Source organism: Microbacterium sp. UCD-TDU (genome assembly GCF_000340625.1).
Lineage (GTDB): Bacteria > Actinomycetota > Actinomycetes > Actinomycetales > Microbacteriaceae > Microbacterium > Microbacterium maritypicum.
Window position 1 is genome coordinate 374,113 of sequence record NZ_KB454448.1, and the last position, 24,596, is coordinate 398,708.

The window sequence follows — 24,596 nt, forward strand, 5'->3', positions numbered from 1 at the left end:
GTCTACTTGGAGGACTTCTTCTTGGTCTCCACCACGTCGATCGTGATCTTCTCGAGCGGGCGGTCGTCGTCGAGCTCGTCCTCGAGCACCTCGTCGCCGAGGAAGGTCTCCTCCGGCACCTCGTCGGCGATGACCGTCGCGGGCGCGGGCGCGGGCGCGGGCGCGGGCGCGGGCGCGGGCGCGGCGGGTGCGTCCGCTCCGGTGATCTCCGTGGGCAGCGAGTCGTCGGAGAAGATCCCGTCAGGACGGATCAGCTCGCGCACCTCGGCCATGAAGCTCGTCAGCTGCTGCTGCTGCCACCGCAGCTGACGGGTGCGGTCCTCGGCGTCGTGCAGCACCGCAGTGGTGTGGCCGGTGACCGAGTCGACGATCTTCTGGGCCTTGGCGCGAGCACGCTCGAGCGTCTCACGAGCGCGGACCTGAGCTTCGGCCTCGATCGCCTGCGCCTGCGAGCGCGTCAGACGCTCGTAGTCCTCGGCGCGTGCCGAGATGCGCTGGGCGTGCTCGAGCGATGCCGTGACCTGCTCGTTCGCGTCGTTGGTGATCCGCTCCGCGTGAGCGACGGCCTGGTTGTGCAGCACGAGGAACTCCTGCTGCGCGTCGTCCTGGCGGCGGGTGAGGGTCTCCTCGAACTCCAGCACACGGGCGTTCATGTCGCGCACATCGCGCTCGGCATCGGCGCGCAGCTGGGTCGTCTCACGCGTGACGAGCGAGCGCAGCGCGGCCGCGCCCTTCTCGGCCTCGGTACGGATCGCCGTGGCCTCCTGCGCGGCCTGGTTCACCTTCTCCGCGGCGTGCGCGGCTTCGCGCTCGATGCGTGCCTCGTGCGCGGTGTACTCGGTGTCCATCTTCAGGCGCACCTGATCCGCGTCACGCTGCGCCTGGGCGGTGATCCGCTCGGCGTCGGCCTCGGCCTCGGCGCGCTGCGCGGCCACTTCCTCACGGGCAGAGGTCATCAGACGGTCGGCCTGCACGGCCGCGTTCTGGATGAGCACGTTCGCCTGCTCCTCGGCGACCCGCAGGATCGCCTCGAACTGCTGGCGCGACGGAGCCTCTTCACCGTCCGGCTGCGGAGCGTCGACGAGTTCGGAGGTGAGGGTGGCGACCTGCTGCTCGGCGTCGGACACCTTCGCGTTCGCGGCCGTCAGCTCGCTCTCGAGAGCTTCGCGAGCCTTGCGCTCTTCTTCCCGCACCGCCTCGACGGCTTCCTCTTCGCGGGCCTGGGCCTCTGCGACCTCTGCGGCGGCCTGCTTGAGCTGGTTGCGGAGGGCCGACAGCGCCGCGTCGACCTCGGCCTTGTCGTAGCCGCGGAAGCCGACGGTGAAGGCGCCCTGCTGCTCGCGGGGCGCGGTCTCGATCAGCTGGTCGAAGAAGTCCGGCGAGCGCTCGCCGTCGCGGTCGGAGGTACCGGGGGATTCGCTCATGGGTTTCTTGCCTTTCTGGCGGGGCCACACCGGGAGCGGCGGCTCCATCCCGACAGTCGGGACGGTGTGGACCGGAGGAGGTCGTCAGGGCGCACGCCACCACCGTGACCCGGCGGAGGACCGGCGGGCAGGGCGCGCCCTACAGCCTAGTTGCGTCTGCTGAATGTTTCGCCTTCGTCTTTCCTGCTCCGCCGACGCGGCGGTCGAGGGCGTTCGACGCGCCGGGTGGTCAGGCCTCGTGCACCCAGCGCGCGTTCCTGTCGTCGAGAGGCTCGCCGCGCACGTACCGCACGGGTTCTCCTGGGACGACCGCGACCTCGCGGACCTCCGCTGCGGCGGCGATACGCGAACGCAGATCGGTCCACAGTTGCACGGTCTGCGGAAAACCGAAGTACTCGCGGAAGGTCTCGATCTGCAGCCGGGTCCCGTCTGCGACGGGAACGAGCCGGGCGACCGTATCGTCGGGCTCGACGAACCGGATGCCGTAGGCGCCGTCGTCGTGGATGACGTATTCCCGCTCCTTCGTCGCCATCGCCGATGCCACGATCTCGCGAGCGCGGGGTTCCGTGGCCTGGATCACCACTGTGGCGCCAAGTTCGGTGAGCGCGGCATCGAGCTGGTCTGAGGCGAACTTCTTGCCGGCTCGGGTGCCGGCCTCCGAGGCTCCGCGGCCCAGGCGGCTCTTCAGGATCGGACCGCCGATGATCAACGCGAGGATCGGCAGGCCGAGGAGAAGGTACGCAGCAGCATCCACGGGCACAGCGTATATCCGGACGCCCGACGTGCCCTTCGCGCAGAGCGCGTCAGACGGAGGTCATCAGATGGTCGAGCACGAGCTCGCCCGACGCGTTGAGAGCCTGCATCATCTCCGCGATCAGTCGAGGATCGATCGGTGGCTGCTCGGCGGCGTCGTACCCGAACTGCAGGGGGATCGCCGGGTGGATCCACACGGTGGCGCGCTTGTCCACTCCGTCGGTGACGGGGCGCCAGGTCATCATGAAACTCTCCTGGCGGCGGAGCTTCGTCGAGATGACGATCTTCAGATGCGCCAGCGTCGCGTCTTCGATGAGGATCGGATCCGAGGTCCCGTCGTAGCGCAGTCTGCCCATGAGAGAACGCTACACCGCGCGCGTTCTGCCTCTTCTGCGGCCCGTGCGCAACCCCCTCTGCGAAGGGCCGTCGGATCGATACCGTCGCAGCATGACGACAGTGGAATGACAACGAGGAGGGCAGGGTGCAGACGATGGCGCGTACGCGGATTGCGCTCAACGAATCAGAGTTCTTCCTGGCGCAGGGCCAGGACGTCGCAGAGCTGAGAGGCCGGATGGAAGGAGCGATGCGCGCCGGCGGTGGGTTCGTCGAATTCGTCGTGGTGGGCAATCGCGCGGTGAGCGTGCTGATCACCGCGGCGACGCAAGTCGTGATCTCCGTCGAGACGGTGGAGTACGACGCGCGAGACACCGGCGACAGTGCTGTGCCCTACGGCGGGGAGTACGACCTGCTGTGATCGCGGGCCGGGGGCTCCGGAGACGGATGTGCGGGAGCCTCGGCCGCGCTCTGCGGCGCAGCACGGCGCACTGCTACGGTGACGACGGTGGGCATCGCGCCCCTGGGGCCGTCGAACAAGGGGAACTTCGAGATGAAGGGTCCGTCCCGTCTGCGTCTTGGTCGTATCGGGATCGCCACCGCGCTCGCGGTCGTGATCGGTGCGCTGGTGCCGTCATTGTCGGCGAGCATCTCGGCGACCGCGGCCACCGACGGGCAGATGGTGTACCCGGCCTCGGGCAACATCCAATCGAAGGTCGGCGACGGCTGCCGTGGCAACTATCGGGCGCATGAGGGTATCGACATCTCCGCCGCCGGTGGCACGCCGATCCTCGCCGCGTACAGCGGCGTGATCAAGTCGCGGACGGTGAACAGCGGATACGGCAACTACACCGATGTCGAGCATCCGGGCGGCTACGTCACCCGGTACGCGCACATGGCTTCGCCGGGAACCTATGCTCCGGGCACCCGGGTGGAGCGTGGACAGCAGATCGGAATCGTGGGCAATACGGGGAACTCCCCGGCGTACCACCTGCACTTCGAGGTCCGACGGAACGGAGCGGTGTACACCGGGATCAACGACGGCTTCGTGTGCCTGACGAATGTCGCGCGCGGTGGGACGATCCCCCTGACGTTCCCCGGACTGCGCACGGAGTCCGGCCCTCCGATCCCGCCCGCTGACTTCACCGGTGACGGCAGGTCCGACCTGCTGCTGGTGGCGGGCAACGGCGATCTGCGCCTGCGGGCAGGAACGGGTTCCGGAGGCTTCCAAGCTCCGACGACCCTGGTCAGTGGCTGGGCGGGCGACCGCCGGCACCTCACGCGCGCCGACCTCAACGGCGACGGACGAGGGGATGTGCTCGCAGCCAGGACGGACGGCGTGCTGGAGTTCTCTGCCGGCAACGGTGCCGGAGGGGTCGCGGCGCCGGTGGGCATCGGCGCCGGCTGGTATGACATGCTGCATGTCACCTCCGGTGCCGACTACACCGGCGACGGGAAGCAGGATGTGGTGGGTGTCTCGCCGGGCGGTGTCCTCGTCATCTACCCCGGGAACGGTGCCGGCGGACTCGGCGGGACGCCCAAGACCGTCGGCGGCGGCTGGCACGGGTTCCATTTCCTCGTCGGCGGCGACTTCAACAATGACGGGTGGGGAGATCTCATGGCGATGAGCGACAACGGCACCCTCTACTTCTACCCGCGGGTCTCGGGCGGGGCCTCGCCGCCGGTCGTCGTCGGAAGCGGATGGCTGGAGTTCACTGCGGCGACGGGAGGGGCCGACTACGACGGCGATGGGCGAGCCGATCTGCTGGTGCGCACGGCGGCGGGCGAGCTCTTCTTCTATCCGGGCAACGGCGACGGCGGATTCGGCGCGCGAAGGCTCGTCAGCGCCGACTGGGCCGATCACCTCGCCATCGAGTAGCCGACGGCTTACCCGCCGCGTCCGAGAGCGCGGCGTAGGGTGGGCGCATGGCCGAGCCCACGTTCGAGGAGATCGCGGCCGGGTTGTACTCCGGGCCTCCGGAAGAGTTCGTATCGTCGCGCAAGGCGCACGCGGAGGAGGCCGGGGAGGCCGCACTCGCGTCGCGGATCCTCGCCCTGCGCAAGCCCTCGATCGCGGCGTGGGTGGTGAACGTGTTCGCCCAGGAGCGGGCCGGGCAGCTGGCAGAAGCCCTGGCGCTGGCTCGGGAGCTTCGCGAGGCGCAGGACGACCTGGATGCCGCGGCACTGGCGAAACTCGGCCGTGAACGGCGTCTGCTGACGAGGAAGCTCGCTCAGGCCGCGGGAGAGCTGGCCGCGTCGCGGGGCGAGCGTGTCACACCGTCGACGCTCGAGGCGGTCGAGCAGAGCATCTCCGCCGCCTTCTTCGACACGGTGGCGGCGTCTGCCGTCGCGTCAGGGCGGCTGGTGCGCGCCCTCGCGCCCTCGGCGACGGCGACCGATGTGCGCGACGCCGTCGCGGGCGAGCTGCCCGAGCTGGAGCCGCTCTCAGCGCCCGCGGTGGACGAACTGCGAGACCGAAGGGCCCGCCGCGATGCGGAGCGCGCGATCGCCGCGGCCGAGAAGGAACAGGCGTCGGCCGAGCGCGAGCTCGCCGAACGTGATGCGGCGCTGAGCGAGCTGCGTGCCCGGAAGGACGAGCTCACCGCGCGTGTTTCGGAGCTCGAGGCCCAGCTCGCCCGGGCCCGCGCCGATCTGACCAGGGCTGAGCGCGACCTTCCGGAGGCGGAGCAGCGCCGGGTGGACGCGACGATGAGGGCGGATGCTGCGGCCGATGCCCTCGACGTGGCACGGAAAGCGAAAGAAGCGCTCTGACCGGCGCCTGCGCTCCGTGGCGCTTGCGGCCCGGCAAGGTCAGAGCGGGCGGTGGATCAGGCGGCCGCGGAGAAAGGGGAGCACCGGCGCTCTGTATTCCAGGGCTGATGTGTCCTCGGGATCGAGAACGAGCTCGGCCTGCCCGAAACGCCACATGCGGTTGTAGAGGTAGACGCCGATGGTCGTGTGCCGGTCGGCGGGAACCTGCCAGGTGCCATCGCCCCACTGCGTCGGCTGGCCTCGCCCGCCGATGACGAGCGTCGGCCTGACGCCCGCGTAGAGCGCGAGGCGCGGCCTGTGCATCGTGAGCTCGATCCGGCGGGTGCTCATCTGTGCTCCTCGTCTTGGGGCTCCCGGTCGAACGGTGACGCGGGGGAGCGTTCGCCGGGGCAAAGCAAAACCCCCGCCATGTAGAAGCTAGGCGAGGGTTTCTGGAGTGATTGTAACGATCACTCGTGTGGCTCCGACCGGCATCGATCCGGTGACCTTTCGATTTTCAGTCGAACGCTCTACCAACTGAGCTACAGAGCCGCGCGACCGGCGAACCTGTCGCGTCCTAGACGAAGAGCCCTCTCCGAAGAAAGAGCTCATCGCACGGAGCGACCCTGACGGGACTTGAACCCGCGACCTCCGCCGTGACAGGGCGGCACGCTAACCAACTGCGCTACAGGGCCATACTTGTTTTCAATTGTACCGGAAGGTGTGACCCCAACGGGATTCGAACCCGTGCTACCGCCGTGAAAGGGCGGCGTCCTAGGCCGCTAAACGATGGGGCCGAGTCAGTCCCGGGGGACTTCCTTGCCGACGCTCAAGCATAAGGGATGTTTTGAGTAAATCGCGAATCGAGGGCGTGGTGCTGCACCCCGGGCGTGTTCGCGGGGGACGATCGAGGTGTCGGGAGGGGGCGGGATCGCCGCGATGACCCCTGGTGCGGATGTGAAAGTTGTTGTTAGTGTGGCAACTGTGAAACCGGCGGAAGGGGCCGTGTGAACGACAAGATCACGCTGGATGCTGCAGTTGCTGCAGCGTCCGAGGACTGCGGCTGCGCGCCCACTCCGACAGAACGCCGTGCTTTCGGCAAGACGGGCATCAGCCGTCGCGGTGCCCTCGGCATCGGCGCGCTCGGTGTCGTCGCGCTCAGCGCCTTCGGCATCACCAACGGTGTGTCGGCGGCCTATGCCGCCACGTACCCGAGCTGGGACGATGTGCAGCGCGCGAAGAACAACGAGGCGGCGAAGGCTGCCGAGGTCTCGCGCATCGAGGGACTGATCCAGTCGCTCACGCAGAAGGTCGCCGAGACTCAGGAAGCGGCGAAGGTCGCGTCGGCGGAGTTCTACGAGGCTCAGCAGGCCTACTTCGCTGCGGCCACCGAAGCCGACTCCATGCAGGCGAAGGCCGACGAGCAGGCTGCGGTCGCCGACAGCTCCGCCCGCAAGGCAGGGCAGGTCGCCGCGCAGCTCTACCGCAACGGCGGCGACGACACGTCGATGGAACTGTTCTTCGCCGGCTCGGCGAACAACGCCGATGAGCTGCTCGCGCGCCTGGGCACGATGGACAAGCTCCTCGAGTACAACCAGTCCGTCTACGACAAGGCCGTCGCGGCGCGCAATTCCGCGCAGTCCCTCAGCGACCAGGCGGTCGTCGCTCGCAACGAGCGCGACCGGCTGCAGAAGGTCGCCGAAGAGAAGATGGTCGCGGCGCAGCAGGCCGCGGATGCGGCGCAGGCAGCCCTGGACGAGCAGTCGGCGAACCTGGCCACGATGCAGGCTCAGCTCGCAGCCCTCAAGGATGCGACGACCCAGACGGTCGCCGGATACCAGGCCGGTGTCGAGGCAGAGGCGAAGGCACGTCGCGAACGCGAGGCCGCCGAGCGCGCAGCCGCGGCTGCAGCAGCCGCTGCCGGCGGCGGAGGAGGCGGCGGAGGCGGAAGCCAGGGCTCGGGTGGCTGGTGCCGTCCGCACGGCGGAGGAAAGAGTTCCGGATACGGTCCTCGCTCCGTGCAGTGCGGTCCGAAGGGCTGCTCCTCCTCGTTCCACTACGGCACGGACTTCGCCAACGGCTGCGGCTCGGCGATCTACGCCGCAAACTCCGGCACCGTCGACTACGCCGGCCCGAACGACGGGTACGGCAACTACATCCGCATCCAGCACGGCGGTGGCGTCGGCACCGGCTACGCCCACATCCGCGACGGCGGCATCCTCGTCCGCTCGGGGCAGTGGGTCAACTCCGGTCAGCTCATCGCCTACGCGGGCAACACCGGTCGCTCGTTCGGCTGCCACCTGCACTTCGAGGTGTACGTCGGAGGCCGACCCGTGAACCCCGTGGCCTTCCTCGGCGATCGCGGAGTACCCGCCTGAGCCTCGACCGCTCCTGACACGAAGAAAGACCCCCGGCCGCTGAGCGGTACCGGGGGTCTTCTTCATGCGTGCGGCGGGATCAGTGGCCCTGCTCGCCGAAACGGACGATCGCCTCGTCGAGGATGCGCTGCGCCTCGGCGGCGTCACCCCACTCGTCGACCTTGACCCACTTGTTGGGCTCGAGGTCCTTGTAGTGCTCGAAGAAGTGCGCGATCTCCTTCTTCGTGTACTCGGCGATGTCGTCGATGTCCTGGATGTGCGCCCAGCGCGGGTCCTTCGAGAGCACGGCGACGAGCTTGTCGTCCCCGCCGGCCTCGTCGCTCATCTTCAGCACGGCCACCGGACGCACCTCGACGACGACGCCGGGGTAGATCGCGTGGTCGAGCAGCACCAGCACGTCGAGCGGGTCGCCGTCCTCGCCGAGGGTGTTGTCGAAGTAGCCGTAGTCGGCCGGGTAGCCGAAGGTCGTGTAGAGCACGCGGTCGAGGTGCACTCGTCCGGTCTCGTGGTCGACCTCGTACTTCACGCGGCTGCCGCGCGGGATCTCGATGACGGCGTCGTTTGCGCCCATGCGTGTGCTCCTCAGGAAAAGTTCGGTTGGATGCCGCGGACTAGCCTACCTGCGGCGCTCGCACGCTCGGAGGCCGTGATCGTTCAGGACCCTGCGTCGACGGGTGGGGCATCGTCTTCGCTCGACCGACTCCGGAACACACGATTCAGCACGCGGCTCATCGGATCGCTCAGAAGCAGCAGGAGGAGCCCGTAGTACCCGTTCGGAGAGGCTGCGACCGCGATGACGAGGGCCGCGCCGAAGAGGACGATGGCGGCGAGGTCGCCGATCGCTCCCAGACGGATGGTCTGGGTCGACACGGTGCTGAGCTCGCGATGACGCGCCAGGTAGAGCCAGCCGGCGAGGGTGGTCACCTGCGTCATGATCAGCGTTCCGATGTAGACCACGGCCTGCAGGGCGTCGGTGTCCATCTGCCCGATCATCGCCGTGGGAACCGGCAGCCAGACGATCGTCGCCATCCAGGCGACGTTGATCCACAGCAGCGGTCCCGTGATCCACTCCACATCGCGGTACTGGCGGTGATGCCCCATCCAGAACGTCGCGATGAGAAGGAAACTCAGTCCGAAGCTGAGCAGCTGACCGGAATGCTCGTCGAGGAACTCCGCCGTGCTCATGTGACCGGAGGCGGCCTCGGAGACCGACTCCATCAGCGGGAGGATGAGCAGCGTCATCGCGATAGCGACGACGGCGTCGACGAACGCCTTGAACCTCTCGGTCCGGAAGGGGAGAGCACGCGTGTTGTCGGTCACGGCGTCAGGATAGCCCCGGACGCCGCTGCGCACGGCGGCGGGCACGCGGATCGGAGGATTGCCCTAGCGTGGAATCGTGCCGTCACTTCCTCCCGCCATCGCCGAGATCCGCCTGGCCGTGCGCACCGCACTCGCCGCGCTCCCCGAGGGATCGACGGTCATCGTCGCTCTGTCCGGTGGGGCGGACTCGCTCGCGCTCGCCGCCGCCACCGCCTTCGAGGCCCCGAGACGCGGGCTCCGTACGGCATCGGTGACCGTCGATCACGGTCTGCAGGACGACTCCGCAGAGGTCGCCGCTCGCGCAGCGCGCACCGCCGCCGAGCTCGGCCTCGACCCCCTCGTCGTGCGCGTCGACGTCGCGGGGGAGGGCGGCCCCGAGGCTGCGGCCCGCGACGCTCGCTACAGGGTGCTGCGCGAGGCGGCCGCAGATGTACGCGCCGCTGCGGTGCTGCTCGGTCACACCCTCGACGATCAGGCCGAGACGGTGCTCCTCGGACTCGCCCGCGGATCCGGCGCCACGAGCCTGCAGGGTATGGCCCCGGTGCGCGAAGACGACGACGGCGTGCGGTGGGTGCGACCGCTGCTCGGTGTGCGGCGGGAGACCACGAGGGTGTTCTGCGCGGCGTCCGCGCTTGACCCCTGGGACGACCCGCACAACCTCGACGACCGCTACGCGAGGGTCCGGGTACGCGAGCGCGTGCTCCCCGTCCTCGAGGCCGAGCTCGGCCCCGGCATCGCCGAGGCGCTCGTGCGCACGGCTGAGCAGCTGCGGGAAGACGCCGAGGCGTTCGACGAGATGATCCAGGAGACGATCGAAGACATCGTCGAACACGCGGAGGCGGGAATCTCGGTGAGCGCGGCAGCGCTCGCCGCCAACCCTGCGGCGCTTCGCAACCGCATCATCCGTCTCGTCGTCGACAGCGAGTTCGGGGTCAGCCTCACGAGGACGCAGACCGTCGAGGTCGCACGGCTGGTGACCGACTGGAGCGGTCAGGGACCGATCGACCTGCCAGGGTGCTCGGCCGTTCGCCACGGCGGGCGCATCGTCTTCACCGCATCCGGCCGCTGAGCGCGTCTCGTCTCGAACGCTCTCCACGTCCGCCCTCGACGGCCGGATGGGTGGGGTGAGGTCCTACTTCTTGCCGCCGAAGAGGCCGCCGAGGATCCCACCGAGGTCGATGCCGCCGCCGGAGCCGCCGCTGTTGCCGCCACCGAGCAGCCCGCCGATCACGTCGCCGATGCCACCCGACGCGCTGCCCTTGTCGTTGCCGCCGAGCAGGCCGCCGATGAGGTCGCCGATGCCACCGGAGCTCTCGGCTCCGGCATCGGCCTTCGCTGTCTTGTCCTTGTTCGCGTTGGCGATGAGGCCCATCACGATGGGGGCCAGGATCGGAAGGAGCTTGCCGAAGTCGATGCCGGGGGTCGCCTTCGACTCCGTGAGCTCCTTCGTGACCTCCTTCTCCTTCGATCCGAGGATGTGCGCGACGATCTTGCCGCCGTCCGCCTGATCGATGTCGTCGACCTTCGAGGCGCCGGAGCTGCCCTCGTGCTTCTTGAGCGCGTTCCGGATGGCGGCGGAGCCCTCATCCGTCTGCGCGTTCTGGGCGAGGCCGCCCAGCAGCACCGCGCCGCCCTGCTCGACCGCGACCTTGGCCTCGTCGCGCGAGACGCCCAGCTTCTCGGCGATGTCATCGATCGGCACCTGCGTGAGGATGTCGTCAAGAGCCATGGTGAATCCTTCCGTCGGGGCGTCCGCCCACATCACCGCTCACAGTAGTGCGGATGCCGCGCGAGGGGGAGATGCCTGCCCGATCGACGAACCTGGGACCGAGCATCCGATCGCGTCGCCTAAAATCGATCCATGCGCGCCGCGGAGATCCAGGACGACCTTGCACAGATCCTCGTCACAGAGGAGGAGATCCTCGCCAAGCTCGACCAGCTCGCGGCGCAGGTCGCCGAGGATTACGAGGGCAAGGACCTCGTCCTCGTCGGGGTGCTCAAAGGCGCCGTCATGGTCATGGCCGACTTCGCACGGGCGCTGCCGTTCCATGCGCCGATGGACTGGATGGCGGTCTCGAGCTACGGAGCGAGCACCAAGTCGAGCGGCGTGGTGCAGATCCGCAAAGACCTCGACACCGACCTCAACGGCAAGCACGTCCTGATCGTCGAGGACATCATCGACTCCGGCCTGACCCTCAGCTGGCTGCTGGAGAACTTCGGATCCCGCGGAGCCGAGTCGATCGAGGTGCTGGCGCTCCTGCGCAAGCCCGAGGCCGCGAAGGTCGTCATCGACTGCAAGTACGTGGGCTTCGACATCCCCACCGATTTCGTCGTCGGATACGGCCTCGACTACGACGAGCGTTACCGCAATCTGCGCGATGTCGCCGTGCTCGCGCCGCACGTCTACAGCTGACACCGGCGCCACGCTACGCCGTGGGTGAACGCACAGCGGCCCCCTAGGGCGCGCGCGATACGCTGATCCGATCATGGATGTGAAGAAGCTCACCCGGAATCCGCTGATCTACGTCGCGCTGATCGGCGTGCTCCTGTTCGGCGGTTTCCTGCTGATCTCGAATCTGGGCGCGCCCAAGCAGATCACGACGCAGGAGGGGCTCAAGCTCCTCTCCGGCACCACGGTCACCGAGGTCGTGAACACCGACGGCGATCAGCGCGTGGACATGACGCTCTCCAAGCCGTTCCAGGGCTCGGAGAACGTGCAGTTCTACTACGTCGACGCGCGCGCCGACGAGGTGGTCACCGCGATCAACGAGGCAGCGCCGAAGGACGGCTTCAACGACGCCGTCCCGCGTGCGACCTGGTTCGACGGCTTCCTCTCGCTCCTCCTTCCCCTCGTGCTGCTGGGTCTGCTGTTCTGGTGGCTGCTGTCGTCGATGCAGGGCGGTGGCGGCAAGGTCATGCAGTTCGGCAAGTCCAAGGCCAAGCTCGTCAACAAGGAGACCCCCACCGTCACCTTCGCCGACGTGGCCGGTGCCGATGAGGCCATCGAAGAGCTCCATGAGATCAAGGAGTTCCTCCAGGACCCCGCGAAGTTCCAGGCCATCGGAGCCCGCATCCCGAAGGGCGTGCTGCTGTACGGCCCTCCCGGAACCGGCAAGACGCTCCTCGCCCGCGCTGTCGCCGGCGAAGCCGGAGCCCCCTTCTATTCGATCTCCGGTTCCGACTTCGTCGAGATGTTCGTCGGCGTCGGCGCCTCGCGCGTGCGCGACCTCTTCGGTCAGGCCAAGGAGAACGCGCCGGCCATCATCTTCATCGATGAGATCGACGCCGTCGGTCGCCACCGTGGCGCCGGCATGGGCGGTGGCAACGACGAGCGCGAGCAGACCCTCAACCAGATGCTGGTGGAGATGGACGGCTTCGACCCGAACGCGAACGTCATCGTGATCGCGGCGACCAACCGCCCGGACATCCTCGATCCCGCGCTGCTGCGTCCCGGCCGCTTCGACCGCCAGATCGGCGTCGACGCGCCCGACCTCAAGGGCCGTCAGAAGATCCTCGAGGTGCACAGCAAGGGCAAGCCCCTGGCGAAGAGCGTCGACCTCGAGGTCGTCGCCCGCAAGACCCCCGGGTTCACGGGTGCCGACCTTGCGAACGTGCTCAACGAGGCCGCGCTGCTCACCGCGCGCTCGAACGCGCAACTGGTCGACAACCGCGCCCTCGACGAGGCCATCGACCGTGTGATCGCCGGCCCGCAGCGTCGCACCCGTGTGATGCGGGACAAGGAGAAGCTGATCACGGCGTACCACGAGGGCGGTCACGCGCTCGCCGCCGCGGCGATGAACTACACCGACCCCGTGACCAAGATCACGATCCTGCCCCGCGGCAAGGCCCTCGGCTACACGATGGTGCTGCCGCTGGATGACAAGTACTCCGTCACCCGCAACGAGCTCCAGGACCAGTTGACCTACGCAATGGGTGGCCGCGTCGCGGAGGAGATCGTGTTCCACGATCCGACCACCGGTGCCTCGAACGACATCGAGAAGGCCACCTCGATCGCCCGCAAGATGGTCATCGAGTACGGCATGACCGCCGAACTCGGTCCGGTGAAGCTGGGAACGGAAGGCGGCGAGCCCTTCGCCGGCCGCGACATGGGTCGAGGCCGCGAGTACTCCGAGACGATCGCCGAGCGGGTCGACACCCAGGTCCGTGCCCTCATCGAACAGGCACACAACGAGGCGTACGAGGTCATCAGCGCGAACCGCGACATCCTCGACAAGCTCGCCCTCGCGCTGCTCGAGGAGGAGACCCTCGACCACAACCAGATCGCGGAGATCTTCACCGAGATCAAGAAGCTCCCCGAGCGCCCGCTGTGGCTCTCGAGCGAAGGACGCCCGGTGTCCGAGCGCCCTCCGATCGAGGTGCCGAAGAAGGACGTCTCGCTCGCGGCCTCCGTCGAGGCTCCGGCCAGCGCGCCGCGCACGCAGCAGGGTTCGGCGGGAGCCGGGAACCCGCGGCCCGCGACGGCGTGACGTGACGGTAGACAGGCAACGTGTCGAACGGCTCACGAGAGAGCTGCTCGAGGCGATCGGCGAGGACCCGGACCGACCGGGGCTGAAGCAGACCCCGTCGCGCATGGCCGAGCTGTATTCCGAGTTCTTCTCGGGCGTCGGCGAAGACCCGGCGGAGCCGCTCGCGCGCACCATCAGCGTCTCGCGCGGTCCCGCACCCGACACCCTGCCCTCCGGTGCGGTGCTCCTGCGCGACATCCGCTTCCGTTCCGTCTGCGAGCATCACCTGCTGCCGTTCGCCGGGCATGCGCACATCGCCTACCTCCCCGGCGAGCAGGTCGTGGGACTCGGAGCGCTCGTGCGCGTCGTCGAGATCCTCGCGGCCCGCCCCCAGGTGCAGGAGCGCCTCGGCGAGCAGATCGCCGATACCATCGCGGAGCACCTCGACACCCGGGGCGTGCTGGTCGTGCTCGATGCCTCGCACGGCTGCGTGACGATGCGCGGCGGCCGGCAGACCGAGGCATCGACGCTCACGATCGCGGCGCGCGGCGAGTACACGGATGCCGTCGCCAGGACGGAGCTGATCACGCTGATCGGCGCGTCCGTCCCGCTCGGGGCGGCTGCGCGCTGATGACCGGCATCTGGGGCATCGTCAACGTCACACCCGACTCCTTCAGCGACGGCGGGCGCTACCTCGACGTCGATCGCGCGGTCGCCCACGCACTGCGGCTGCGGGCCGAGGGCGCAGCAGTGCTCGACGTCGGCGGAGAGTCGACCAGACCCGGTGCCGACCGCGTCGGTGACACGGTCGAGCAACAGCGCGTCATCCCCGTGATCGAGCAGCTCGCCGCCGCAGGAGTGCCCGTCAGCGTCGACACGCTCAGCGCCTCGACCGCGGCCGCGGCCGTGCGGGCCGGCGCCAGGATCGTGAACGATGTCTCCGGAGGGCTCGCCGACGCCGACATGCGTGCGGCCGTCGCGGAATCCGGGGCCGACTTCGCGATCGGGCACTGGCGTGGCTTCTCGGCCGACATGTACGCGAACGCCGAGTATCGGCGGGTCGCGCGTGAGGTCGCCGGCGAGCTGCAGGAGCGCATCGGCGAGGCCGCGGCCTCCGGAATCGCTCCGTCGCGTCTCATCGTCGACCCCGGCATCGGGTTCGCGAAGGCGGGTGGGCAGAACTGGGACGTGCTGCGGGGACTGGACGAGATCGTCGCGCTGGGGCCTCGCGTGCTCATCGGCACCTCGCGCAAGCGGTTCCTCGCCGAGGCGCTGCGTCACGAGACCGGCCCCGACGACGAGGTGTCGGAGTCTCGGCGCGATCTCGCGACCGCCGTGACCAGCGCCCTCGCGGTCAGGGCGGGAGTCTGGGCCGTGCGCGTGCACGACGTGGCATCCACGCGTGATGCGCTCGCGATCGCGCACGCCTGGGAAGGCTGAGGCGTATCGGGGCGGCCCCGTACGCTAGAGGCATGCAGTCCCTCGACGAGATCGTCCTCACCGGTCTGACCGTGTTCGGTCGTCACGGCGTCTTCGAGCACGAGCGCCGGGACGGACAGGACTTCACGATCGACCTGCGTCTGCGGCTGTCGCTCGCGAAGGCCGCCGACTCGGACGACGTGACGGACACGGTGCACTACGGAGAGCTGGCCGAGAAGGTCGCCGCCGTGGTGGCCGGTGAACCGGTGAACCTGATCGAGACGCTCGCCGAGCGCATCGCCGCCGTGGGTCTCGAGGACCGGCGGGTGCAGGAGGTCGTCGTGACCGTGCACAAGCCGCACGCGCCGATCCCCCTGAACTTCGCCGATGTGGCGGTCACCATCATCCGCCGCCGCACGCCCGACGCGATGGAGGAGACGAGCGCATGAGCCGCAACCTCACGAACCCGCCCGACATGCCGGGGCCTCGCCCCGGACGCCCGGAGACCACCGCGGTCGTCGCGCTCGGTGCGAACCTCGGGGATCGTCACGGCACGATCAGGGCGGCGGCCGAGAGGATCGCCCGGCTGCCGCTGGTGAGTGAGGTGCGCCTCTCCCGGCTGTTCGAGACCGTGGCCCTCCGTCTCGACGGCCCCGACCCCGAAGCGCCCGGATACGTCAACGCCGTGGCACTGGTCACCACGCGGCTCGCTCCGGAGATCCTTCTCGGGATGCTGCACGCCATCGAGGACGAGAACGGCCGGGAGCGCCGTGAGCGCTGGGGCGACCGCACCCTCGATCTCGACCTCATCGCGTATGACGATGTGCTCTCCGACGAGCCGCGTCTGCAGCTGCCGCACCCTCGGGCCGCTGAGCGGCTCTTCGTGCTCGATCCCTGGTTGGACCTCGACCAGGACGCGGTGCTGCCCGGTCGGGGCAGAGTCGCCGACCTCGCAGCCGAGCTGCGCGCCCGGGGCGAGGGATGAGACGCACCTCTGCCGGCGTGCTCGTCGTCCTCGCGCTGCTCGCCGGTGCCGGCGGCTTCCTGCTCGATCACCTGCTGACCGCGTCTGGCCGTATCACCTTCACTCCGTCGCTGCTGCTCCCGGTGCTCCTGCTGTTGATCGCCGCGGCATCCCTCGGCGTCGCCTGGCCGGTGCGCCGGAGCGTGCGATCGGGTATCCGCATCGATCCGTTCCGTGCACTCAGGGCGGCGACGCTCGCTCGGGCGTCGAGCCTGCTCGGCGCGATCATGGCCGGCTTCGGAGGCGGGTTGCTCGTCTTCCTCGTGTCGCGTCCCCTGGTTCCGCAGGTAGGGTCGACTGTGGCCATGCTGGCCCTGATCGGAAGTGCGATCGTCCTCGTGATCGCCGCGCTCGTCGCCGAACAGTTCTGCACCCTGCCGAAGGATCCTGATGACTCAGAACCCAGAGACCGCGCCCCTGAACCCGGCGGAGGGCACTGACCTCGACGCCCTCGACCGGGGGACGTACACGCAGCTGCGCACGGCACGCAACGAGGCCCGCCTCGAGCTCGACGGCACGTGGCACCAGATCTCGCCGCGCTACGTCGTCTCGCAGATCCTGCAGAACGTGATCTTCATCGTGCTCGTCATCGTCGCCGCCGTCGTACTGAACATCGTGCTGCACCAGCAGTGGGTGTGGATCCCCGCCGGGATCATGCTGCTCATCACCGTGTTCGCGCTCATCATCCTCCCGCGGCAGGCGAAGGCGATCGGCTACATGCTCCGTGCTGATGACATCGTCTTCCGCAAGGGGATCCTCTGGCAGCGCATGATCGCCGTGCCTTACGGCCGCATGCAGTTGGTCGACATCACGCAGGGGCCGCTCGATCGCGCTTTCGGCATCGCCCAGCTCAAGATGGTCACGGCCGCGGCCACGACCGGTGTGCAGATCCCGGGTCTCACCCAAGAGGCGGCCGAGGCGCTGCGCGACACGCTCATCCACGTCGCCGAGACTCGCCGGACAGGCCTGTGAGCGAGCAGCAGCCCCCTCTCGCGCCGAGCGCTCAGGCACCCGTCGGCGGCGAGGCCTCCGAGACGCTCGCGAACGGCGAGTGGCACCGGATGCACCCGCTCACCCCGCTCTTCAAGGGCGGGCTGGCGCTGATCATCATCGCGGGTATCGTCATCGCGAACATGCGGGATCGGCTCATCGCCTGGGCCGTGGCGCTGTTCACGCCCGAAGAGGCGCACTACGGCGACTACGGCGGCGCCGACCCCGTCGACTGGGTGCTCTCGAACAACCTGATCCTCGTCGCGCTGCTCAGCGTGCTGGGGCTCGTGGTCGTGCTGGTGCTGATCTTCTGGTTCGTCTGGCGCTTCCAGCAGTTCCGGATCACCGGAGACCATGTCGAGGTCCGCAAGGGCATCATCTTCCGTTCGCACCGCCGCGCGCCCCTCGACCGCGTGCAGGGCGTCAACCTGACCCGTCCGTTCCCCGCTCGTATCATCGGACTCGCCAAGCTCGAGGTCGTCGGCGCCGGCAACGACGCGAACGTCGAGCTCGAGTACCTCGCGACGCCGCGGGCCGAGGCCGTGCGCGCCGACATCCTGCGCCTGGCTTCCGGGGCACGCGCGGCGCGCGATGCCGCACGGAACTCGGGTGCGGCAGCGGCCGCACCGGCGTCCGCTCGGGCGCAGCTGGTCGGATCGATGAACGCGGGGGTGAACGATCTCATCTCCGGTGTGGATCTCGCCGACGTGGTCCCTGAGAGCGTCGTCAAGATCCCGACCGGCCGGCTCGTGGGATCGCAACTGATCTCGGGCCTGCTCTGGTTCGTGTTCTTCGGAGCGATCTTCGCGGTCGCGATCGGCAGTGCGCTGATCGGCATGCTGGCCGACGGCGTCACCGACGGCGGCATCGTGATCCTCGGGATGGGCCTCGGCATGGGCGTGCCCATGGTCATCGCCGTGGTCGGTATCACGTGGGCGCAGATCTCGAAGTCCCTCCGCTACTCGATCGCGCCGACCCCTGACGGTGTGCGGATCACCTACGGTCTTCTCACGACCGTGACCGAGACCCTTCCGCCGGGGCGCATCTTCGCGGTGGAGGTCTCGCAGTCGCTGCTGTGGCGCCCGTTCGGCTGGTGGACGATCAAGATCAACCGGATGAGCGGCAAGAGCGCCGCTCAGCAGTCGTCCGGGAGCGGGCAGCAGTTCAACGTGGTGCTGCCGGTCGGTAAGCGCGCCGACGTCGAGCGGGTGCTCTCCCTGGTGCTGCCCGACGTGCCGGCGGAGAGCATCCCGTTCCTCTGGGAACAGGGCATCGTCGGCCCCGCAGACGGCGACACCTATCGCACGATGGCGCGGCGCGCGCGGTGGCGGCGTCCGTTCTCGTGGAAGCGTCACGGCTACCTGGTCGCCGACTTCGGTCTGCTGCTGCGCCGCGGGAACGTGTGGCGCAAGCTCGCGGTGTTCCCACTGGCACGCCTGCAGGGCGTCTCCCTCAGCCAGGGACCGATCGATCGGGCGCAGCGGGTCTCCGGCGCGCAGGTGCACACCGTGCCCGGTCCCATCACCGGATACCTCTCGGGGTTCGAGCGGGCGGACGCGCTGGCGCTGATCGACGAGGTCAGCCTCGCCGCCGCCGAGGCGGCCTCGCGCGACACCACTCACCGGTGGAGCGCGCACACCGACGAGGCAGCGGTGGCCGCTCCTATGGCCCCGCCCGCCTACGCCGGCCCGCCGCCGGTCTTCCCCGTCCCCGTGCAGACGGCTCCGCCTGCGCCGCCGGTTCTTCCGCCCGCCCCTCCGGTTGTTCCGCCTGCTCCGCCGGTCGGGCCGCCCGCGCGTACTCCCGCGACGCCTCCTGCGTCCCCGGTAGCTCCTCCTGCGCCCCCGGCAGCTACTCCTGCGCCCCCGGTCCTGCCTCCGGTGACTCCGCCGCCGGCTGCTCCCGCGAGTGCTCCTGTGGCGCCCCCGGCCGCGCCGCAGGTGACGCCTCCACCGGCACCTCCTGTCGCACCCCCGGCTGTGTCCGACACCCCTCCGGCGCCCCCGCTGCGGCGGCGGAGGAGGAGCGAAGATGACGCGTGACGGTCGCCTCGGCGTCGGCATCATCGGCGCAGGGCGCGTCGGGCCGGTCGTCGGTGCGGCGCTCGGAGGTGCGGGACATGCCGTGATCGGGATCACCAGCGGATCCGATGACGAACGCGCCTCCGCCGTGCTCCCGGATGTGCCGGTGCTCGAGGCTCTGGAGGTGGTCCGTCGAGCAGAACTCGTGGTCATCGCCGTCCCCTCCGAACAGCTGCCTTCGTTGGTGGCGGGCATCGCCGAAGTGGGAGGCTGGCAGGTCGGTCAGCTCGTGCTCCACACCGATCCTGCGTACGGCATCGAGGTGCTCCGCCCGGCGGCCGAGCGCGGGGCGATCCCCCTCGCCGTGCATCCTGCGATCACTTTCACCGGGACCTCGATCGACCTTCGACAGCTCCAGGCCGGGTTCGCCGCGGTGACGGCTCCAGCCGCCGTGCTGCCGATCGCTCAGGCACTCGCCGTGGAGATGGGGTGCGAGCCCGTCGTCATCGCCGAGACCGACCGCCCGGCATATGCGGATGCCATCGCGACGGCGACCGAGTTCTCGCGGTCGATCATCGGACAGTCGACCGCACGGCTGCGGGAGATCGGCGTCGAGAACCCCGGTGGCTATCTCTCGGCACTGGTGCAGTCGACCGTCGAGCGCGCGCTGCGCGAAGCCTCCGATGCGCCGCCGCTGATCTGAGAGCTCCTCCGCTCGACTCGCGTCGCACGCCCGGTCGCGGAAGATGGGCTCAGCGTCCGCCGGAGAACCCTCCGCCGCCGCCACCTCCGGAGAAGCCGCCGCCGAACGATCCGCCGGCGCTCGATGACGTGCCCGAAGAGGCGGCCGAATACGTCGCGGCCGAGTGGGACGAGGCCACGAACGTGGCGAGCTGTGCCCGAAGCGCGAACGATGCGGGATCGCCGATCCAGGATGCTCCGTGCTGGGCCGTCGTATAGGCCTTCTCGAGCACATCGCCCCATTCGTCCTCCATGCCGAACAGGATGGCGTAGGGGAGAAGCCTCTCGTACACGTGGATGACGTCGGCGGTGCCGTCGGCTCTTCGCTCAGCCCCGCTGTACGACTGCAGCATGCGTAGGCGGTCTGCGTCCGCGACGCGGATGAACTCCTTCACCCCTTGCAGGTACTCGTTCGTGCGGGCACCCTCGGCGGTGAGCACGGTGTGCTTCGAGAAGGCATAGAGGCTGGAGAGGAGAACGAGGAACGTGCCGAACGCGATCACGACGAGGGCGGGAATCGCCGACAGCCGTCCGCTGGCCGCGCTCCAGATCCCGAACCCCAAGCCGGGGACAGCGATGCCGATCGCGCACCATTGCAGGAGCATCGCACCTCGGCTGCGCACCTTCTCGGTGAGTCCGCGTTTCCGGGCCGCGGTCGTTCCGCTGTGCTGGAGCGCGGTCATGCGAGCGGCGAAGGCTTCGTCGGCGGCGGGGAGATCGACCACATCGTCGGTGTCCGCATCGGCGAACAGCGCTTCGAGCGCATCGACGTCCAACTGGTCGGGGATGCGTGCTCCGGGCAGACGGCGCAGCCGTGGGTCTTCGTCTTCGTCTCCCTCCTCGATGCGCAGCACGCCGCGCACGGCGAGGTGCACGATCTCGGCCGGGATCACGTCCTTGGCGCCGGGAACCACGGCGGCGGCGAGCAGCGGCGGCAGCGCATCCGGCACGTCGTACTGGGCGACCACGATCCCTGTGGCGACGCGCCGTCTGCGCGTGAAGGCGGACACGGCCACCCAGCTGCCGACGGAGAGCCCGAGAGCGCCCACCGCAGCCGCTATCGGAGCGATATCGGCGACCGGGTCCGGAGTGCGGGCGAGGGGTTGGGCGACGGCGTCGGGGTCGAGGCCGATGGCGACGGTCACGCCGTCGCCGGCCGGGCGCGCGCCCGACTCGACGCGGAATGTCGCGGTACCGCCGTCGGTGGTCGGGCCTTCCAACTCGCACTCGTCCTTCGAGCCGGAAGGGCCGGTGTAGCACCGCGTGGCTCCGTTGAGCTCCGCGCTCAATGCCGGGTCGAACACGACTTCGGCGCGGAAGCGGTCGATGGGCTGCGTGCTGTCGAGGGGGAGCAGGTCCCAGTAGAACTCGTCGGCCGGGGGAGCGGAAGATCCCGCGGACGGAGCGGTCGCAAGGATCACATCGCGCATCTCGTACTCGATCACGTAGGTCGTGAGCCCTCGCACGAAGTCATCGTCGTTGCCCGTGAGCACGTAGAGGAGGCCGTCTTCCTCGTCGGTCTCGTACGGCACGTCTGCGCCGTTCTCATCGGTCACCGACAGGACCGAGGTCTCGGTGCTCGCCCCCTCGTACGACGTCACGAGTCCGCGGACGATGCCGTGGTTCTGGTCGAAGTCCGGGAAGTCGGCGACCAGGGTCTCGGTCACTCGCATGCGAGCACGGCCCTCGTCGTCGAGACCGATCTCGTAGACGGCATCCCACGAGCTGTAGGAGAAGTCGTCGACATCTTCCGCAGCGGCCGGATGCGGCGCGGCGGCGACCGGCGATGCGGACCCGCCGGGCGCTGCCAGAGCTGCTGCCGGGGCGAGGACCGCCGCCATCGAGAGCGAGAGGGCGGCGAACGCGCGGAGGATGCGGGTGTGGGCCATTCTTCGAGGCTACCCAGCGCGTGCCGAGGAGCGGCACGCCGCCTCGGTAAACTGGGAGGGACTTCCAAGGAGCCCCGCACATGACTGACGCGTCCGCCGCGCCCGAACCGGCCTCGACCGACTCTTCCCTCGAAGAGGACGTCCACGAACAGAAGGCCGTGCGTCTCGCCAAGCGCGAGCGCCTGATCGAGAAGCGGGCGGACGCGGGCGGCGGGGCGTTCCCGGTCGGCGTGCCCGTGACGCACACGATTCCCGCGCTGCGCGCCGAATACGGCGAGCTCGAGGCGGGCGCCGAGACCGGCGTCATCGTCGGGGTCGCGGGTCGGGTGGTGTTCAGCCGCAACACCGGCAAGCTCTGCTTCGCCACGCTGCAGGCGGGTGACGGATCGCGCATCCAGGCGATGATCTCCCTCGCGAACGTCGGCGAGGAATCGCTGGCGGACTGGAAGGAGTACGTCGACTTGGGCGACCACGTGTTCGTGCACGGCGAGGTCATCTCCAGCCGCCGCGGCGAGCTGTCGATCATGGCCGACGACTGGACGGTCGCCGCGAAGGCGATCCTGCCGCTGCCCAACGCCTACTCCGAGCTCAGCGAGGAAGGACGCGTGCGCAGCCGCTACCTCGACCTGATCGTGCGGGAGCAGGCGCGCAACACGGTGCGCGCCCGTGCCGCCGTGAACGCGAGCCTGCGTTCGACCTTCACGAGCCACGACTACCTCGAGGTGGAGACCCCCATGCTGCAGGTGCAGCACGGCGGGGCTTCCGCTCGCCCGTTCATCACCCACTCGAACGCGTTCGACACCGAGCTCTACCTGCGCATCGCGCCGGAGCTCTACCTCAAGCGCGCGGTGGTCGGCGGCATCGAGCGCGTCTACGAGATCAACCGCAACTTCCGCAACGAGGGCGCCGACTCCACGCACAGCCCCGAGTTCGCGATGCTGGAGGCCTACCAGGCATACGGCGACTACAACCAGATGGCCGCGCTCACGCAGGAGCTCGTGCAGAACGCGGCGATCGCGGTCGCCGGGTCCACGACCGTGACCTGGGCCGACGGCACCGAGTACGAGCTGGGTGGCGAGTGGGACCGGATCTCGATGTACGAGTCGCTCTCCGCCGCCTCGGGTCGCACCGTCACCCCTCAGGACTCGGTCGAAGACCTGATCGCGTTCGCCCAGGAGAACGACGTCGACCTGCCGCCGCAAGCCACCCATGGCAAGCTCGTCGAGGAGCTGTGGGAGCACTTCGTGAAGGGCGATCTCGTTCGCCCGACGTTCGTGATGGACTTCCCCGTCGATACGTCGCCTCTGGTCCGTGAACACCGCTCGATCGCGGGCGTCGTGGAGAAGTGGGACCTCTACATCCGTGGTTTCGAACTGGCCACCGGGTACTCCGAGCTCGTGGACCCCGTGATCCAGCGCGAGCGCTTCGTCGAGCAGGCCAAGCTCGCAGCCCGCGGTGATGTCGAGGCGATGCCGGTCGACGAGGAGTTCCTGCGGGCTCTCGAGCACGGTATGCCGCCGTCCGGAGGAATGGGCATGGGAATCGATCGTCTGCTGATGGCCATCACCGGCCTGGGCATTCGCGAGACCATTCTGTTCCCCCTGGTCAAGTAGCCCGATCCGCGCCGCCTTCACCCCGCCCCGCCTTCACTCCGCCGAGCGAGACCGGAACGCCCATTCCGGCAGCATCGCACCGCCGATCATCGTCTCCAGGAGGGCGGCGAGGGGGTAGCGGGGGTCGATCTCGCGCACCATCTCGAGGTATCGGCCCGCGTGGCTCGCGCGCCCCAAGGCCCAGGACAGCCACGCGGCGACGGTGAGCGGGGCAGGTCGCGCGGGTCGCGGTGCCCTCGCGGCCGCTTCGCGCATCGCAGACAGCGCGCCTCGCAGGCGGTCGGTGTCGGGGGTGGGACCGCGTCCGAGGAACACCTGGCCCACCTCGTCGGGGACCATCACCCCGGACGCGGCGAACGCACTCTGCGCATCGAGCGTGCGGATGCCGCCGGCCAGATCGGTCGCCCATTGAGCGATCGCGACGTCGCGCAGCAGAGGTCGTTCCAAGCACCACAGCAGCGTGGCCGTCGCGAGAGGCGGGAGATCGTCGGGCGCAGCCAGCACCGACTCGAAGAAGGCCGGAACGTCTTCGAGCAGGACGAGCGCGGCGACGAGCTGCGGGTTCTCCCGTGCCGTCAGCCGACCTCGTCCTTTCCCACCGAGGAGCGCGGCGAGCTCGACCGATGCTCTTCCCACACGCTCTTTCTCCGCGAGATCGACCGGGGGGAGTTCCGCGCCGACGCTCTGGTCTCCGGAGACATCGCCCGTCGGCAGCAGATCGGACGGACGACTGATCTGCGTCAGCGATCCGAGCTCCGGCTCGTCGTCGATGTAGCTCGACCACCCGGAAGGGGTCACGCAGAGGGCGTCGACCACGCGGAGCCCCGCATCTTCGGCGCATCCCAAGAGCTCGTCGAGCATCACCGCATGCGGGAGGACGAGGCCGTCTCGGGTGGGGTGCGCCTCCTCGTCGGTGTAGACGACGACGGCGACAGCATCCGTCCCGGATACCCGCGCCACGAGGCCGACCGCGGCGTCGGCGTAGGCCTCGAGGTCGGTCCCGTCGCGGGGGAGGTCGAGACGCATGGCCCCGTCGGTGCGGGTGCCCCGGAAGGGGAGGAGCACGGTGCTCCGACGAGGCGTGAAGCCCGCGAGAGTGGGGACGATGCCGAGGAAGGCGGCGGAATCTGCGGCGCGGAGAACTGTGGTCATCCCCAGAGTGTGGTCCAGGGTGCGGACCGGTGGGCGCCGAACGGGGGCCTGTGGACACAGATCCTGTGAGCCCGGAACTGTGCACGAACAGTGGCTCGCGTACCATGGAGTGATGGACAACTTCTGGCTCGCCGCGGCATGGTCGCTTCTGCCGACCGTCGGGGTGAGCATCGTGTTCTTCTTCGTGGTCCGCGGCATCCTCCGCTTCGACCGCACCGAGCGCAAGGTGCACGCGCAGATCGAGGCCGAGGAGCGCGCCGCGCGGGGTCTTCCGCCGCGCGCCTGAGTCCGACCCATCGGCTACTGTGAAGCCAGCGCACCG

At 69.2% G+C, this 24,596-nt stretch carries 26 protein-coding genes and 3 tRNA genes; 17 read left to right on the top strand and 12 right to left on the bottom strand.

Annotated features, from left to right (window positions below; all coding sequences use genetic code 11):
- Positions 1-2: 2 nt before the first annotated feature.
- The 3 genes from D514_RS37005 to D514_RS37015 form a co-directional block, all read right to left on the bottom strand.
- Entirely contained in the window at positions 3-1,424 is a 1,422-nt protein-coding gene (locus tag D514_RS37005; protein ID WP_017831468.1) for a hypothetical protein, read from the bottom strand.
- Positions 1,425-1,653: 229 nt separating this feature from the next.
- Positions 1,654-2,178: a hypothetical protein gene (locus tag D514_RS37010; RefSeq protein WP_236611004.1), complete on the bottom strand. Its 525-nt coding sequence runs from the start codon at positions 2,176-2,178 to the stop codon at positions 1,654-1,656.
- Positions 2,179-2,227: 49 nt separating this feature from the next.
- Positions 2,228-2,533 (bottom strand): hypothetical protein, encoded by a 306-nt coding sequence (locus D514_RS37015; RefSeq protein ID WP_017831470.1) that lies wholly within the window; start codon positions 2,531-2,533, stop codon positions 2,228-2,230.
- A 134-nt stretch (positions 2,534-2,667) separates the two neighbouring features.
- On the opposite strand from D514_RS37015, the gene D514_RS37020 reads away from it, so the two are divergent.
- The 3 genes from D514_RS37020 (at position 2,668) to D514_RS37030 (ending at position 5,282) form a co-directional block, all read left to right on the top strand.
- Positions 2,668-2,931, top strand: coding sequence for a hypothetical protein (locus D514_RS37020; RefSeq protein ID WP_235563402.1), 264 nt, complete (start codon positions 2,668-2,670; stop codon positions 2,929-2,931).
- An 87-nt stretch (positions 2,932-3,018) separates the two neighbouring features.
- Positions 3,019-4,389 (top strand): VCBS repeat domain-containing M23 family metallopeptidase, encoded by a 1,371-nt coding sequence (locus D514_RS37025; RefSeq protein ID WP_017831472.1) that lies wholly within the window; start codon positions 3,019-3,021, stop codon positions 4,387-4,389.
- A 47-nt stretch (positions 4,390-4,436) separates the two neighbouring features.
- Positions 4,437-5,282, top strand: a complete 846-nt coding sequence (locus D514_RS37030) for a hypothetical protein (RefSeq protein WP_017831473.1) — start codon at positions 4,437-4,439, stop codon at positions 5,280-5,282.
- 39 nt (positions 5,283-5,321) lie between these two features.
- Here the strand turns inward: D514_RS37030 and D514_RS37035 are convergent, their stop codons facing one another.
- The 4 genes from D514_RS37035 to D514_RS37050 form a co-directional block, all read right to left on the bottom strand.
- Entirely contained in the window at positions 5,322-5,612 is a 291-nt protein-coding gene (locus D514_RS37035) for a hypothetical protein (protein ID WP_017831474.1), read from the bottom strand.
- A gap of 128 nt (positions 5,613-5,740) precedes the next feature.
- Positions 5,741-5,813: transfer RNA gene (locus tag D514_RS37040), tRNA-Phe, on the bottom strand.
- Between the two features lie 69 nt (positions 5,814-5,882).
- Positions 5,883-5,956: transfer RNA gene (locus tag D514_RS37045), tRNA-Asp, on the bottom strand.
- A gap of 29 nt (positions 5,957-5,985) precedes the next feature.
- Positions 5,986-6,058 (bottom strand) — tRNA-Glu (locus D514_RS37050).
- A gap of 210 nt (positions 6,059-6,268) precedes the next feature.
- Between D514_RS37050 and D514_RS37055 the strand changes: the two genes are divergently transcribed.
- Positions 6,269-7,639 carry a M23 family metallopeptidase gene (locus D514_RS37055; protein ID WP_017831475.1) on the top strand — a complete coding sequence of 457 codons (1,371 nt, stop codon included), beginning with the start codon at positions 6,269-6,271 and terminating at the stop codon, positions 7,637-7,639.
- 79 nt (positions 7,640-7,718) lie between these two features.
- Here the strand turns inward: D514_RS37055 and D514_RS37060 are convergent, their stop codons facing one another.
- Positions 7,719-8,210, bottom strand: coding sequence for an inorganic diphosphatase (locus tag D514_RS37060; RefSeq protein ID WP_017831476.1), 492 nt, complete (start codon positions 8,208-8,210; stop codon positions 7,719-7,721).
- Positions 8,211-8,293: 83 nt separating this feature from the next.
- Positions 8,294-8,959 carry a TMEM175 family protein gene (locus D514_RS37065; RefSeq protein ID WP_036323950.1) on the bottom strand — a complete coding sequence of 222 codons (666 nt, stop codon included), beginning with the start codon at positions 8,957-8,959 and terminating at the stop codon, positions 8,294-8,296.
- Positions 8,960-9,035: 76 nt separating this feature from the next.
- Between D514_RS37065 and tilS the strand changes: the two genes are divergently transcribed.
- A complete protein-coding gene (gene tilS, locus D514_RS37070; protein ID WP_017831478.1) occupies positions 9,036-10,028 on the top strand; it encodes a tRNA lysidine(34) synthetase TilS in 993 nt (330 codons plus the stop codon).
- 63 nt (positions 10,029-10,091) lie between these two features.
- Here the strand turns inward: tilS and D514_RS39450 are convergent, their stop codons facing one another.
- A complete protein-coding gene (locus D514_RS39450; protein WP_017831479.1) occupies positions 10,092-10,688 on the bottom strand; it encodes a DUF937 domain-containing protein in 597 nt (198 codons plus the stop codon).
- Between the two features lie 132 nt (positions 10,689-10,820).
- Between D514_RS39450 and hpt the strand changes: the two genes are divergently transcribed.
- From hpt to D514_RS37125, 10 genes are all read left to right on the top strand, one after another.
- Positions 10,821-11,372, top strand: coding sequence for a hypoxanthine phosphoribosyltransferase (gene hpt / locus D514_RS37080; protein WP_017831480.1), 552 nt, complete (start codon positions 10,821-10,823; stop codon positions 11,370-11,372).
- 73 nt (positions 11,373-11,445) lie between these two features.
- Positions 11,446-13,446, top strand: a complete 2,001-nt coding sequence (gene ftsH / locus D514_RS37085) for an ATP-dependent zinc metalloprotease FtsH (RefSeq protein WP_017831481.1) — start codon at positions 11,446-11,448, stop codon at positions 13,444-13,446.
- A gap of 1 nt (position 13,447) precedes the next feature.
- Entirely contained in the window at positions 13,448-14,056 is a 609-nt protein-coding gene (gene folE / locus D514_RS37090) for a GTP cyclohydrolase I (RefSeq protein WP_017831482.1), read from the top strand.
- On the top strand, positions 14,056-14,865 hold the full coding sequence (folP, locus tag D514_RS37095; RefSeq protein WP_017831483.1) for a dihydropteroate synthase: 810 nt from the start codon (positions 14,056-14,058) through the stop codon (positions 14,863-14,865). Before folE ends, folP begins: the two co-directional genes overlap by 1 nt.
- A 32-nt stretch (positions 14,866-14,897) precedes the next feature.
- Entirely contained in the window at positions 14,898-15,293 is a 396-nt protein-coding gene (gene folB, locus D514_RS37100; protein ID WP_017831484.1) for a dihydroneopterin aldolase, read from the top strand.
- The gene (gene folK / locus D514_RS37105; protein ID WP_017831485.1) at positions 15,290-15,829 is read left to right on the top strand and encodes a 2-amino-4-hydroxy-6-hydroxymethyldihydropteridine diphosphokinase; all 540 of its coding nucleotides are present in this window, start codon (positions 15,290-15,292) and stop codon (positions 15,827-15,829) included. The genes folB and folK overlap by 4 nt, the downstream gene beginning before the upstream one ends.
- Entirely contained in the window at positions 15,826-16,308 is a 483-nt protein-coding gene (locus D514_RS37110) for a DUF3180 domain-containing protein (RefSeq protein ID WP_017831486.1), read from the top strand. Before folK ends, D514_RS37110 begins: the two co-directional genes overlap by 4 nt.
- Entirely contained in the window at positions 16,259-16,840 is a 582-nt protein-coding gene (locus tag D514_RS37115; RefSeq protein ID WP_017831487.1) for a PH domain-containing protein, read from the top strand. Before D514_RS37110 ends, D514_RS37115 begins: the two co-directional genes overlap by 50 nt.
- Complete coding sequence (locus D514_RS37120) at positions 16,837-18,900, top strand: PH domain-containing protein (protein ID WP_017831488.1); 2,064 nt, start codon at positions 16,837-16,839, stop codon at positions 18,898-18,900. Before D514_RS37115 ends, D514_RS37120 begins: the two co-directional genes overlap by 4 nt.
- Positions 18,890-19,582, top strand: coding sequence for a DUF2520 domain-containing protein (locus D514_RS37125; protein WP_017831489.1), 693 nt, complete (start codon positions 18,890-18,892; stop codon positions 19,580-19,582). Before D514_RS37120 ends, D514_RS37125 begins: the two co-directional genes overlap by 11 nt.
- A gap of 49 nt (positions 19,583-19,631) precedes the next feature.
- Here the strand turns inward: D514_RS37125 and D514_RS37130 are convergent, their stop codons facing one another.
- Positions 19,632-21,509 (bottom strand): DUF2207 domain-containing protein, encoded by a 1,878-nt coding sequence (locus D514_RS37130; RefSeq protein ID WP_017831490.1) that lies wholly within the window; start codon positions 21,507-21,509, stop codon positions 19,632-19,634.
- 80 nt (positions 21,510-21,589) lie between these two features.
- Between D514_RS37130 and lysS the strand changes: the two genes are divergently transcribed.
- Positions 21,590-23,122, top strand: coding sequence for a lysine--tRNA ligase (gene lysS / locus D514_RS37135; protein ID WP_017831491.1), 1,533 nt, complete (start codon positions 21,590-21,592; stop codon positions 23,120-23,122).
- Positions 23,123-23,155: 33 nt separating this feature from the next.
- Here the strand turns inward: lysS and D514_RS37140 are convergent, their stop codons facing one another.
- Positions 23,156-24,274: a DUF4192 family protein gene (locus D514_RS37140; protein ID WP_017831492.1), complete on the bottom strand. Its 1,119-nt coding sequence runs from the start codon at positions 24,272-24,274 to the stop codon at positions 23,156-23,158.
- 112 nt (positions 24,275-24,386) lie between these two features.
- On the opposite strand from D514_RS37140, the gene D514_RS39065 reads away from it, so the two are divergent.
- Positions 24,387-24,560: a hypothetical protein gene (locus tag D514_RS39065; protein ID WP_017831493.1), complete on the top strand. Its 174-nt coding sequence runs from the start codon at positions 24,387-24,389 to the stop codon at positions 24,558-24,560.
- Positions 24,561-24,596: the final 36 nt, after the last annotated feature.